General features: G+C 68.4%; 10 protein-coding genes. 3 read left to right on the top strand and 7 right to left on the bottom strand.

The window, feature by feature from the left end:
- Positions 1-29: 29 nt before the first annotated feature.
- Both LQF09_RS00935 and LQF09_RS00930 read left to right on the top strand, forming a co-directional pair.
- Positions 30-1,946, top strand: coding sequence for a B12-binding domain-containing radical SAM protein (locus LQF09_RS00935; protein WP_270068926.1), 1,917 nt, complete (start codon positions 30-32; stop codon positions 1,944-1,946).
- A gap of 90 nt (positions 1,947-2,036) precedes the next feature.
- Positions 2,037-3,728, top strand: a complete 1,692-nt coding sequence (locus LQF09_RS00930) for a DUF342 domain-containing protein (protein WP_270068925.1) — start codon at positions 2,037-2,039, stop codon at positions 3,726-3,728.
- A gap of 56 nt (positions 3,729-3,784) precedes the next feature.
- On the opposite strand, the gene tpx is transcribed toward LQF09_RS00930, so the two are convergent.
- The 4 genes from tpx to phnD form a co-directional block, all read right to left on the bottom strand.
- Positions 3,785-4,285: a thiol peroxidase gene (gene tpx, locus LQF09_RS00925; protein ID WP_002925521.1), complete on the bottom strand. Its 501-nt coding sequence runs from the start codon at positions 4,283-4,285 to the stop codon at positions 3,785-3,787.
- A gap of 99 nt (positions 4,286-4,384) precedes the next feature.
- Positions 4,385-6,394, bottom strand: coding sequence for a PhnE/PtxC family ABC transporter permease (locus tag LQF09_RS00920; RefSeq protein WP_270068924.1), 2,010 nt, complete (start codon positions 6,392-6,394; stop codon positions 4,385-4,387).
- 37 nt (positions 6,395-6,431) lie between these two features.
- Positions 6,432-7,247, bottom strand: a complete 816-nt coding sequence (locus LQF09_RS00915) for a phosphonate ABC transporter ATP-binding protein (RefSeq protein ID WP_002925525.1) — start codon at positions 7,245-7,247, stop codon at positions 6,432-6,434.
- Between the two features lie 68 nt (positions 7,248-7,315).
- Positions 7,316-8,236, bottom strand: coding sequence for a phosphate/phosphite/phosphonate ABC transporter substrate-binding protein (gene phnD / locus LQF09_RS00910; protein ID WP_270068923.1), 921 nt, complete (start codon positions 8,234-8,236; stop codon positions 7,316-7,318).
- 307 nt (positions 8,237-8,543) lie between these two features.
- Here phnD and LQF09_RS00905 point away from each other — a divergent pair, with 307 nt between their 5' ends.
- Entirely contained in the window at positions 8,544-9,680 is a 1,137-nt protein-coding gene (locus LQF09_RS00905; RefSeq protein ID WP_270068922.1) for a toll/interleukin-1 receptor domain-containing protein, read from the top strand.
- Positions 9,681-9,685: 5 nt separating this feature from the next.
- On the opposite strand, the gene htpX is transcribed toward LQF09_RS00905, so the two are convergent.
- The 3 genes from htpX to def all read right to left on the bottom strand — a co-directional run bounded on the left by htpX (position 9,686) and on the right by def (position 12,089).
- A complete protein-coding gene (gene htpX / locus LQF09_RS00900) occupies positions 9,686-10,525 on the bottom strand; it encodes a zinc metalloprotease HtpX (RefSeq protein ID WP_002937570.1) in 840 nt (279 codons plus the stop codon).
- A gap of 101 nt (positions 10,526-10,626) precedes the next feature.
- On the bottom strand, positions 10,627-11,586 hold the full coding sequence (gene fmt, locus LQF09_RS00895) for a methionyl-tRNA formyltransferase (RefSeq protein WP_002932977.1): 960 nt from the start codon (positions 11,584-11,586) through the stop codon (positions 10,627-10,629).
- A complete protein-coding gene (def, locus tag LQF09_RS00890) occupies positions 11,586-12,089 on the bottom strand; it encodes a peptide deformylase (RefSeq protein WP_270068921.1) in 504 nt (167 codons plus the stop codon). Before def ends, fmt begins: the two co-directional genes overlap by 1 nt.
- Positions 12,090-12,229 lie beyond the last annotated feature (140 nt).

The raw sequence follows: 12,229 nt of genomic DNA, 5'->3' as shown, positions 1-12,229 counted from the left end.
CGGCAAGCGACACGGGTGAGCCCCCCATCATGGCAGACAGCTCGCCACGCGTGCTTTCGGTGATCCCGCCGATGACGCAGCTCAACACGCCGTATCCGTCCACGGCCTATCTCACCGGCTTCCTGCGTTCGCGCGGCATCGCCGCGGTGCAGGAGGATCTTGCGCTGAAGCTGGTGCTGCGCCTGCTGTCGCCTACCGGCCTGGACGACATCCGCGCCCGCGCCGAGACCTTGGCACGCAGACAGCGCACGCCGCTGGTGCAGGGCTTTCTCGAGCACTTCACGCGCTACCGCTACACCGTCGGCCCCACCATCGCCTTCCTGCAAGGCCGCGACCCCACCATCGCCCATCGCATCGCGAGCCGGACCTTCCTGCCCGAGGGGCCGCGCTTCGACACGCTCGATGCCTATGTCGACCCGGACGATCCCGAAGGCGGCGACCCGCTCGCCTGGGCCTTCGGCGCCCTCGGCCTCGCCGACCGTGCGCGCCACCTCGCCACGCTGTACCTGAACGAGCTCGCCGACATCCTGCGCGACGCCATCGATCCGCGCTTCGAATTCGTGCGCTACGCCGAATCGCTGGCCATGAGCCAGGCCACCTTCGACGCGCTCGCCGACGCCCTGGCCGCCTCACCGACCTTGGTCGATGCCTACCTCAAGGAACTGACCCTCGAGGCCATCTCCCACCATCGGCCGCAGCTCGTCCTCGTCTCCACGCCCTTCCCCGGCTCGGTGTACGGCGCTTTCCGCATCGCCCAGGCGATCAAGGCCGCCCATCCGGGCATCGTCACCGTGCTCGGCGGCGGCTTCGTGAACACCGAGCTGCGCGAGCTGTCCGAGCCGCGCGTGTTCGACTACTTCGACTACGTCACCCTCGACGACGGCGAGCGCCCCCTGCTGGCGCTGCTCGAACACCTGCAGGGCAAGCGTGGCAAGTCCCGTCTGGTACGCACCTTCGTGCGCGACGCGGACACGCATGCGGTGCGCTACATCAACCTCATCGAGCCCGACGTGCCCTTCGCCGAGGTCGGCACGCCGACCTGGGACGGCCTGCCCCTGGACGGCTACCTGTCGGTGCTCGACATGCTCAACCCGATGCACCGGCTATGGTCCGACGGGCGCTGGAACAAGCTCACGGTGGCCCACGGCTGCTACTGGAAGAAGTGCAGCTTCTGCGACGTCAGCCTCGACTACATCGGCCGCTACGACGGCGCCCCGGCCGCGCTGCTGGTCGACCGCATCGAAGCGATCATCGCCGAGACCGGCCAGACCGGCTTCCACTTCGTCGACGAGGCGGCGCCGCCCAAGGCCCTGCGCGCGCTCGCCGAGGAGCTGCTGCGCCGCGGCGTGGCAATTTCGTGGTGGGGCAACATCCGCTTCGAGAAGTCCTTCACCCCCGAGCTCTGCCGGCTGCTCGCCGACAGCGGCTGCATCGCGGTGTCGGGCGGGCTGGAAGTGGCCTCGGACCGGCTGCTCAAGCTGATGAAGAAGGGCGTGTCGGTGGACCAGGTGGCACGCGTCACCCATGCGTTCACCGAAGCCGGGGTACTGGTCCACGCTTACCTGATGTACGGCTTCCCAACGCAGACGGTGCACGACACCGTTGATGCCCTGGAATACGTGCGCCAGCTCTTCGAAGCCGGCTGCATCCAGTCGGGCTTCTTCCACCGCTTTGCGTGCACCGTACACTCGCCGGTGGGGATGAACCCGCAGGAGTACGGTATCGAGCTCGTACCGCTGCCACCGGTAAGCTTCGCGAAAAACGACATCGGCTTCATCGACCCCACCGGTGTCGACCACGATCGCCTCGGCAAAGCGCTCAACAAGGCGCTATACAACTATATGCACGGTATCGGCCTCGATGCGGACGTGCGCCAGTGGTTTGCCGACAAGGTGCCGCGCCCGCGCGTGGCGCGACAGTTCATTGCCCGCGCGCTCGGGCAATGATGCTCGCACTTGATCTGGCACATGCATGCACGCCCCCGATGAGGGCTAGAATCCCGCCCCGCCTCCCTTCAACGCCACTGCACCGCGCGCATGGACAATGACCTGGCCCCAGGCCCTCTACTGAGCCTCACCCTCGACGCGGCGACCCGTGTGCTCAGCGCGAACCTGGCACATGACACACGCTTCCCGCGCATCGATGCACTCTGGTTGCGCGAGCAGCTCGGCGCGGCCGGCTACGCCGAACTGCGCATCCGGCCGGATGCGATCAAGGGGCTGATCGCGCGCTACAACGCCGGGCAATCGGTCGAGGCCGTCGAGATCGCCGAGTGCGCGGATGCCATGCTCGAGGTCGAAGTCGCGGCCGATGGCCTCAGCGCGGAACTCACCCTCACCCCGGCCAAGGGCGGCCGTCCGGCAACCAAGGCAGAACTGCTCGGCCTGCTCGCCGCACGCGGCATCGTCGAGGGCGTGCTGGTCGACGAGATCAACCGCGCGATCGCCAAGGGCCAGGCCAACCGCCTGGTGATCGCCCGCGGCCGCGAAGCCGTGCCCGGTGAGGACGGCTGGCTCGAACGCCTGCTGCCCGAGACACCTGCGCGCGTACCCAACGTCCGCCCCTGCGGCCGTACCGACTTCCGCGACTTCGGCGAGATCCTCGTGGTGCAGGAGGGAGAGGGCCTGATGCGACGGCATCCCGCGACTCGTGGCGAGGACGGCCGCAACGTGCTCGGCCAGCCGATCGCGCCCAAGCCGGGGCGCGATGTCCGCTTCGCCAGCGGTTTGCGCGGCACGCGCACCGCGGCCGAGGACCCCGACCTCCTCGTCGCTGCCTGCGACGGCCAACCCGTGGAGGTGCGCGATGGCATCATCGTCGAGCCCATCTACACCGTCGACTCGGTGAACATGGCCACCGGCAACATCGACTTCGATGGCACGGTCAGGGTACGCAACGACATCCAGGCCGGCATGAGCGTCCGCGCCAGCGGCGACATCGAGGTCGGCGGCGTGGTCGAGCCCGCCACGCTGGAGGCCGGCGGCAACATCATCGTGCGCGGCGGCGTGATGGGCGGGCTCGGCGGCAAGACGGCAGGCAAGGATTTCAGCGCCGTCGCCATCCGTTGCGACGGCAGCTTCACCGCCACCTATGCTCAACAGGCACGCATCACGGCGGGCGACTCGATCTTCATCGATGATCTGGCCATGCAGTGCCAGCTCGTGGCGCGGAACCATATCCGCGTCGGCAACCAGCGTCGCGGCCACATCATCGGCGGCAAGGCCTGCGCGAACCTGTCGATCCATGCCCGTGTGATCGGCGCGCACAACCGCATCCGCACCGAACTCGAGATCGGCGCCGACACGGCACTCTCCCAGGCGGTGCAGGCCAAGGCCCAGGAGCGCGACATCCAGGAAAACAAGCTGCTCGATGTCGGCAAGCTGCTCAACTTCGCCGACCGCAATCCGGGCAAGGTCACAAGCGAGATGCTGAGCCGCGCCGAGCTTGCAGCGGCTGCGCTGTCGACCGGGATCGAGGCCTTGCGTAACGAGGAAGAGGCCTTGCGTTTCCGGCTCGAGCTCGCCCAGCAGGCGCGGGTGAATGTGGAGCAGACCGTGTTCGAAGGCGTCACGGTCAGCATGGGTGAGCGCAGCCTGCGCATCCCGCAAGTACTCGCCGCCAGCACCATCCGCCTTGCAGACCAGGGGCTCGGCGTGTTTCCGCTCGAGGATGACAGCCACTTTGACGAGCCACAGAAACCGGGTGGCGAGTCTGCTCGCCGCCGCTGAGCGGAAAAGGCAAGGGCCCCGACTGGGGCCCCTGCCTTTCACTGCATGACTGCCGCTTACTTCAGCGCGGCAAGCGCGGCCGCATAGTCCGGCTCATCCTTGATCTCACCCACGCGCTGGGCATGTACGACCTTGTCGTTGGCATCGATCACCACCACTGCACGCGCGGTGATGCCGGCGAGCGGGCCGGAAGTGATGGCCACGCCATAGGCCTCGGCAAAGCCCGGGTTGCGGAAGGTCGACAACGTCTGCACGTTCGCCAGGCCTTCGGTCTCGCAGAAGCGCTTGGCCGCGAAGGGCAGGTCGGCAGAAACCACCAGTACGACGGTATCGGCCAGCTTGCCGGCTTCCTCGTTGAACTTGCGCGTCGAGGTCGCGCACACCGGGGTGTCAAGGCTGGGAACGATGTTCAGTACCTTGCGCTTGCCGGCAAAGGCCTCGAGGCCGACGTCGGCAAGGTCGGCGGCGGTGAGCTTGAAGGCGGGGGCGGCATCGCCGGCTTGCGGGAAACGGCCCGCCACGTCGATCGGATTGCCGCCGAGGGTCACTGCGCTCATGGTTATCTCCTGTGGGTGAGGGTGGTGCCGGCTTGTTCGTGGGGCACCGGCTGGTCCGCCCGCTAGCCTACACCAAGGCGCTGCCCGCTGCCCGGCCGTTCAACGCCCGACGCGGGACAGCTTGAGCAGGCGCGAACCGCGGTCGATCAGCACCGTCAGCAACACGATCATGAGCAGGTAGGTGCCGGCCCGCTCGAAACGGAACCACTCGAAGTTGAAGCTGAACTGGAAGCCCAGGCCGCCCACGCCGACCAGCCCGAGCACCACCGCCGCGCGCACGTTGCTCTCGAACTGGAAAAAGCCATAGGTCATCCAGTCGCGCCACACCCGCGGCACCGCCACCAGGCCGTAGGTTGCCAAGCGCGAGCCACCGCAGGTGGGCTCGAAGCGGCGCAGGGGCTGGTTGTCCACCGCCTCGCCAAACACCCGGGTGAGCACGCCCAGCGTGTGCAGCGCGATGGCCAAGGTCCCCGCCACCAGGCCGGGACCAAAGAAGGCGATGCACAGGAAGGCCCACATCACCTCAGGCACGCCACGTGCGATCACCGCCGTGGCGCGCGCCGCAGCGAGCTGCAGGGCGCGCAGCGCGCGCTGCCAGGGCGCCGGCGTCTCGCCGCTGAAGCGTGCGGCGTGGAGCTGGAAGCTGGCCGAATGCGGATAGGTGAGCAGGATCGCCCCGGCCACGCCGAGCACCGTGCCGACGACCGCAATGGCGAGCGGGATCGCCGCCGATTCCACCACCCGCCACACGAACCACTTCTGCAGCGCCTGCTGCCAGGCCAGCCACGCCGACGGTCGCCAGAAATCGAGCGCGCCATGGGTGGCGAACAATTCGACCGCCTTGCCCTGCTCGAGGCGCGCCGCCGCCTTGGCCGGGTCGCCCAGGCCGATCGCGGCGAGGTCGAGCTCGGGCTGCAGCAGGCGTTCGAAGAAGCGCAGCTTTCCCCAGGCCTCACCACTCAGCAGCTCCATGGCCGGTGCGAGGTGGTTGCGTGCAGCCCCATCCTCGCCGCCACGGTTGCCCCAGCCCATGAACCACAGCGACCACAGCAGGGCCAGCACGACCAGGCCGGTAGCCAGCCAGGGGCCGAACGGCGGACGGGAGACGCCAACCGCAATGGGCGGCGCCACAGCATCGCCCTCAGGCCGTCCCTGGCGCGAGGCATCGCCAGCCCCCGCCACCGCGCACGAGGCACCGCCGCTCTGGCGGGACTGGTCACCGCGCAACTGGCGACGAATGGTGTTGCTGACGAGATCCGCGGCCAGCGTCAGTAACAAGGTGAACAGGATCAGCGTGCCGACCTTGTCCCATGCGCCGAAGCGCACCTGGTACCAGATCTCCGAGCCCAGCCCGCCGCCGCCCACCGCACCAATCACCGCGGCGTTGCGAATCGCGCATTCGGCGCGCATCAGCGTGAAGGACAGCACGTTGCGCGAGGCGAGCGGACGGATGCCGTAAAGGAAGGTCGCCAGCCGGCCACCGCCCAGGCTGCGAACCTGGCCATAACGCGCCGGATCAACGCTGTCCCAAAGCTCGCTGTACACCTTGGCCAGAATGCCGGTGATGTTGAGCGCCAGCGCGAGCGCACCAGTGAGCGGGCCGAGGCCAACCAGTGCGACCAGGATGATCGCCCACACGAAATCCGGCACCGCGCGCAGGATGTCCTGCACCAGCCGGCAGGCCGCGCACAGCAAGGCGGCCGGCGAGCGCAGCGGCAACCACCGCCACAGGCGGGCGACGAGCTTGCCACCCACAGCGCTGCGTTCATCGCCGACACACACCGCACGGCTCGCCCCCATCGCCAACGGCCAGGCCAGCAGCACCGCCAGCGCCGTACCGAGGATGGCAGCGGACAGGGTCTGCAGGGTCAGGTCCCAGGCATGGCGCACGAAGTCCGGCGACAGGTCGGGGCGAGCGAAGGCCGCCAGCCAGGCGCCGATGCGCGCTGCCGCCTGAGCGCGGCGCTCGGCGTCAGTGAGCGCCCCCCAGTCCCAGTCGGCGGCGGCGAAGGCCGCCAGCAAGGCCAGCAGGACGGCGAGCAGGGCGACGAAATGGCCCAGCGGGCGGCGCTCGTAACGCGCGCTGGCGGCCAAGGCGAGCGTACTCACCAAGACACCCCCGGTACACCGCTGCGGCAGCCGTGCTTCATTCCTGCACCTCGATCTCGTCCAGGTGCAGCGCGCGGTATTCGGCGCCGTAGAGCTCGCGCAGCAGATGCTGGGTGATCTGCGCTGGTTCTCCCTGCCAGAACAGGCGGCCGCCACGCAGCGCGATCACGCGGTCGAAATGGCCTTGCAAGAGGTCCAGCGTGTGCAGATTGACCACCAGCGTCACGCCGTCGCGCTGCGCCAGTTGGCATAGCAAGCCGATGATCTCGCGCCCGAGGCGCAGGTCGAGCGCGCTCACCGGCTCGTCCGCCAGCACCAGGCGCGGCTGCTGCACGATCAGGCGGGCGACGGCGACGCGCTGCTGCTGGCCGCCGGAGAGTTCGTCGGGTAGTGCCCACAGCTTGTCGGCGAGCTCGACGCGCGCCAGCGCAGCGCGCGCGCGTTCGATCTGTTGCGGCCACAGCAGGGACAGCAGCGCACGCGCCAGCGACCAGTGGCCGAGCCGGCCCATCAGCACGTTGTGCACCACGCGCAGCTGAGGGATCAGGTTGTCCTGCTGGTAAAGGAAGCCGAGTTCGCGGCGCAGCCGCGCCAGCCGCCGCCCGCGCAGGCGGCGGGTATCCTCGCCCAGCGTCAGCGCGCAACCAGCCGCAGGCTTGACCAGGCCGGCGATGAGACGGAACAGCGTGGTCTTGCCCGCGCCCGAGGGCCCGATGACGGCGACGCGCTCGCCCGGAGCGATGTCCAGGCTGATGTCGTCGAGTACGCGCTGGCCGCCGTAGGCGACCGCGGCGCCCTGCAGGCGAACCGGGTGCTCGGGCACGGCCTGCGCATCAATGGAGTCTGTATTCATGATGATGAGCGGGCAGGGGGCGGCACAGCATCCGGCCGGACGCTGCGCCTACCGGTCCCAGCCAGCCCTCAGCCGCCGATGTCGATACCCGACTCGAGCAGGTCGACGTAGCCCTGCCACTCGCCGATGTCGGCCTCGATGAACTTGCCTGCCTTCAGGTACTTGAGCACCTGGGCACCTTCCGGCGTGCTGCCATCGACGGCGAGCAGCGCGGCACGCAGCCTGGCGAGCAGGTCCGGGCCGAGATCGGCACGGGCGGCGAGGGCGTAATTGGTATAGGGCGGGGTCTTGTAGACGATCGGCGCACGCGCCTTGAGCGCGTCGTCGGCCTTGTCCCACGATGCGTAGTTGAGCGCGCCGACCTGATGGGTGCCGTCGGCCACCATCTGCATCACCACGTCATGGCTGCCGGAATAGGCCACACTGCGGAACACCCGCTCCGGCGCGGCACCGGCCTGGTCCATGAAGTACTTGCGCGGCATCATGTGGCCCGAGGTGCTGCTCTTGCTGCCGAAGGTGAAGCTCCAGCCCTTGCCCTGCGCGGCCTTGGCGAGTTCTCCGAGGTCGCCCACGGTGCCCAGACCGGTCGCCGGGTTGGCGATGAAGTAGCTGACAAAGCCCTTGTCGATGTCTCGGCAGCCAAGGATGGTGAGCTGCTCGCCCATCTGCATGCGCGCCTGCGCGGTGGTCACCGCGCCGAGCCAGGCGACATGGGCGCGGCCGGTGGCGAGCGCAGTGACGCTGGCGGCGTAGTTCTCCACGTGCATGTACTCGACCGGGATGCCCACGGCCTTGCCGAGATGACGGGCCAGCGCGCCGAAGTTCTCGCGCATGCGGTCGGCGTCGCCGTCGTCGGGGATCGCGGTGATGACGAGCTTGGCCGGCTGGGCCAAGGCATCGCCTGCGTTCAGACCCAGGCTGCCGGCCACGGCGAGAGCGGCGGCGGACAGCAGGAAGCCTCTGCGCGAGGCAGTGCGTTGATGGTGCATGTGCTGCTCCGGTTGTTCGGAGACCGCCGGCAGTCGCGCCGCCGATCGGCTTCCAGCCACCCCGGTGCGGGCGCGCCGGGGTTTAATGGCCCGGCATTCAGACCGGGCAGATAGGGTTCGGACGCTTGTCGATATGTAGATCGACGTTCAGGTGTCCGGCGCGCATTATCCGCAATGCTGGCCGGCAAAGGTAGGGTCAGGCGCAGCGGGCGCCGCACCCACGCAGGCCCATGCACCATCGCTTGCTGACGGCGCGGACAGCCTGATCTATGTTGAAGATCGGGCTGTACCGCATGGGAGCGTCGTCATGGAACCGGTCGATCTGTTCTACAGCTATGCACACGAAGACGAGAAACTCCGCGACGAGCTCGATGGCCACCTTGCGCTCCTGCGGCGCAAGGGCGTGATCCGCCCCTGGCACGATCGCAGCATCGTTGCGGGCCAGAAATGGGACGAGGCGATCGATGCCCAGCTCAGCACGGCAGACCTGATCCTGCTGCTGGTGAGCATGGACTTCCTCAACTCCGACTACATATGGGGCAAGGAACTTGCATCGGCAGTAGCGCGTGCCGAGCGCGGCGACGCCAGCGTGGTGCCGGTGCTGTTGCGCGCAGTGGACATCGAAGGGGCGCCCTTTGCCCACCTTCAGGGCCTGCCCACCGACCTGCGCCCGGTCACCTCCTGGCCCAACCGCGACGAGGCGTGGACCGATGTCGCCAAGGGCATCCGGCGCGCCGTCGAGGCAATCCAGCAGCGCTGGGTGAGTGCAGCACCCGCGGCCGCCGCCGCACCGAGGTCGAGCGACTTCGGCGCCACCTCAGCAAGTGTGGCCGCATCGGCGGCCGAGGACGACAGCTGGGCGCTCGAGGCCGCAGCGCCAGAAGGTACGGGCGACACCGCGGCACGCAAGCACGAAGAACCCGACAGTCTGGTCCGGCGCATGATGGCCGGCTTCACCAACGAACTGGCGGTCGCGGCACGAATACGCGGCGCACCCGCGATGGATGGCGCCGAGGCCGAAGATACGGCACTGGCGCTGATCGACATGCCCGAGCAGAAGCGGCTGCTGTGGGTGGACGACAAACCGGAAGGCAACGCGCACGAAATCGCCGCGCTCGCAAAACTGCAGGTCGAAGTCGTGACCGCACACAGCACGGAAGAAGCGCTCACGCGCCTCGACGCCGATACCGAGGGCTTCGACCTGGTGCTATCGGACTGGAGCCGACCCGAAGCACTGGAAGGTCAGCCGAGCGCCGCGTTGAGACTGCTGCGCGCGCTGGCGTCGAGACCGCGCCGGCCTCCGCTGATCGTCTACCACGGCGAGTTCGACGATGCTCGCCGCACGGCCCGACGCGACATGCTGCTGCGTGCGGGTGCCTTGGGCGAGGCCGTCGCCCCGGGCGAACTGCTCGCCTTGGTGAAGACCGCCCTACAGGCGCGCTGAGGCACTCAGCGCATCGCGCGCAGGCGGGCGATACGGTCCTGGGTCGCCGGGTGGGTCGAGAACAGCCCGCGCAGGCCGCCGCCGGAGAGCGGGTTCATGATCATCATCTGCGCCGTCTCGGGGTGCTGCTCGGCGGTATGCATGGGGATGCCGCGCGCGTAGGCGTCGATCTTGGCGAGCGCGCTGGCCAGCGCCTCGGGGTCGCCGGAGATTTCAGCGCCGCCACGATCGGCACCGAACTCTCGGGTGCGGCTGATCGCCATCTGGATGATCATGCCGGCCATCGGCGCCAGGATCATCATCGCGATCGACACGATCGGGTTGGGACGGTTCTCGCCGTCGCGACCTCCGAAGAACATGCCGAAGTTGGCCAGCATCGAGATCGCGCCCGCCACCGTGGCCGAGATCGTCGAGATCAGGATGTCGCGGTTCTTCACATGCGCCAGCTCGTGCGCCATGACGCCGCGCAGCTCGCGCTCGGACAGCATGCGCATGATGCCGGTGGTGGCGGCCACCGCGGCATTCTCGGGGTTGCGGCCGGTGGCGAAGGCGTTGGGCTGGGCCTCGTCGATGATGTAAACCTTGGGCATCGGCAGGTCGGCGCGCTGGGCGAGCTCGCGCACCATGTTGTAAAGGTAGGGCGAGGAGGCGGCATCGACCTGGCGCGCGTTGTACATCTTGAGCACGGCCTTGTCGGAGAACCAGTAGGCCCAGAAGTTCATGGCGCCGCCAATGACGAGCGCGATCAGCATGCCCTGCTGGCCGCCGATGGCCGCGCCCATGGCGCCGAACAGGGCGACGATGCCGGCCATCAGGATGGAGGTCTTGATCCAGTTACCGAACATTGCGGTGTCCTTCCTGCAAAAGGTTGATTCAAAAGCCTAGTTTGGGGCCCGACCAGGCAAATTCAAGCATGGTGCGAGGCCCACCGGCCCAACCGTGGCGCTCAGGCCACGGTTGCGAAGCGTTCGCCCACAGAGACCGGGAAGCCGCGCAGGAATTCCGCGGCAGGCAGGCGCTTGCTGCCCGGACGCTGTAACACCGTGCAACGCAGGGCGTCGCGACCGCAGGCAACGGTGATGCCGTCGTCGCCTGCCGCGATCACCGTGCCGGGCTCGCCCCGGCCGGGCACGACCTCGGCCGACCAGCACTTGACCACCGTATCGCGCAGGCTGGAAGCCGCCCCGGGGAAGGGGTCGAAGGCACGCGTCGCGCGCTCGATGTCGGCCGCCGGGCGCGTCCAGTCGATGTTCGCCTCGGCACGCCCGATCTTGGCAGCGTAGGTCACGCCCTCGGCCGGCTGCGGCCTGGCGACCAACTCGCCGCGCTGCAGGGCGGCCAGCGCGGCGACGATGCACTCACCGCCGAGCGCCGCGAGGCGGTCGTGCAGCGTGGCGGTCGTGTCGCGGGGCAGGATCGGCGTCGAGCGCTCGAGCAGCATCGCACCGGTGTCCAGGCCCTCGTCCATCTGCATGATGGTGATGCCGGTCGCGGCGTCGCCGGCTTCGATGGCGCGGTGGATGGGCGCGGCGCCGCGCCAGCGCGGCAACAGCGAGGCGTGGATGTTGAGGCAGCCCAGGCGCGGCATGTCCAGCACCGCCTTGGGCAGGATCAATCCGTAGGCCGCCACCACCAGCACGTCCGGCGCACAGGCCGACAGGCGCGCACGCTGCTCGTCCGTGCGCAGCCTCTCCGGTTGGTCGACCTCGATGCCACGCGCCAGGGCGAGCTGCTTGACCGCGCTCGGCGTGAGCTTCATGCCACGGCCGGCAGGGCGGTCGGGCTGGGTGAGCACCAGCGGCACCGTGTAGCCGGCCTCAAGGATGGCTTCGAGCGCGCAGGCGGCAAACTCGGGCGTGCCGGCGAAGGCGACGCGCAGCGCCGCGGGGGAGAGGGTGTCGGCCATCACGCGGTGATGCGGGCCTTCTTGGCCAACTTGCTCTTGATGCGGCTGAGCTTGAGCTGGGACAGGTATTCGACGAAGACCTTGCCGTCGAGGTGATCGATCTCGTGCTGGATGCAGACCGCGAGCAAGCCGTCGGCCGCAAGTTCGTAGGGCTCGCCCTTGTCGTCGAGGGCGCGCACCCGAACCCGCTCCGCACGCGTCACCTTCTCGTAGATACCGGGGACGGAGAGGCAGCCTTCCTCGCACACCTGTTCGCCCGAGCGCTCGAGAATCTCGGGGTTGATCAGCGTCATCAGGCCGGATTTGTCCTCGCTGACGTCGATGACCACCACGCGCATGTGGACGTTGACCTGAGTGGCCGCGAGCCCGATGCCGGGCGCCTCGTACATGGTCTCGGCCATGTCGCGCACGAGCTGGCGGATGTCGTCATCGACCGCTGCAACCGGCTTGGCAACCGTATGCAGGCGGGGATCGGGGTATCTGAGAATGGGTAGGAGAGCCATGAATGCCTTGCCGCGTTAAACCTTTAAGTGCAGAATTTCAAGCGTTTTCACATGCATGCGCATGTACTGCGCCGGGGACTCGAAGCGCTTCACGACCGTGTTTGCTTCGCGCATCCGGTTCGACCCTGTCCATGCAACAG

The organism is Thauera sp. WB-2, from assembly GCF_027594845.1.
GTDB classification, from domain to species: domain Bacteria; phylum Pseudomonadota; class Gammaproteobacteria; order Burkholderiales; family Rhodocyclaceae; genus Thauera; species Thauera mechernichensis.
This window is presented reverse-complemented; position numbering and strand designations above follow the sequence as displayed.

What these genes read in the sequence shown, in the direction of transcription:
- LQF09_RS00935 (WP_270068926.1), top strand. Translation starts at nt 30, where the DNA reads ATGGCAGACAGCTCGCCACGCGTGCTTTCGGTGATCCCGCCGATGACG.
- LQF09_RS00930 (WP_270068925.1), top strand. Translation starts at nt 2,037, where the DNA reads ATGGACAATGACCTGGCCCCAGGCCCTCTACTGAGCCTCACCCTCGAC.
- tpx (WP_002925521.1), bottom strand. Translation starts at nt 4,285, where the DNA reads ATGAGCGCAGTGACCCTCGGCGGCAATCCGATCGACGTGGCGGGCCGT.
- LQF09_RS00915 (WP_002925525.1), bottom strand. Translation starts at nt 7,247, where the DNA reads ATGAATACAGACTCCATTGATGCGCAGGCCGTGCCCGAGCACCCGGTT.
- phnD (WP_270068923.1), bottom strand. Translation starts at nt 8,236, where the DNA reads ATGCACCATCAACGCACTGCCTCGCGCAGAGGCTTCCTGCTGTCCGCC.
- LQF09_RS00905 (WP_270068922.1), top strand. Translation starts at nt 8,544, where the DNA reads ATGGAACCGGTCGATCTGTTCTACAGCTATGCACACGAAGACGAGAAA.
- htpX (WP_002937570.1), bottom strand. Translation starts at nt 10,525, where the DNA reads ATGTTCGGTAACTGGATCAAGACCTCCATCCTGATGGCCGGCATCGTC.
- fmt (WP_002932977.1), bottom strand. Translation starts at nt 11,586, where the DNA reads ATGGCCGACACCCTCTCCCCCGCGGCGCTGCGCGTCGCCTTCGCCGGC.
- def (WP_270068921.1), bottom strand. Translation starts at nt 12,089, where the DNA reads ATGGCTCTCCTACCCATTCTCAGATACCCCGATCCCCGCCTGCATACG.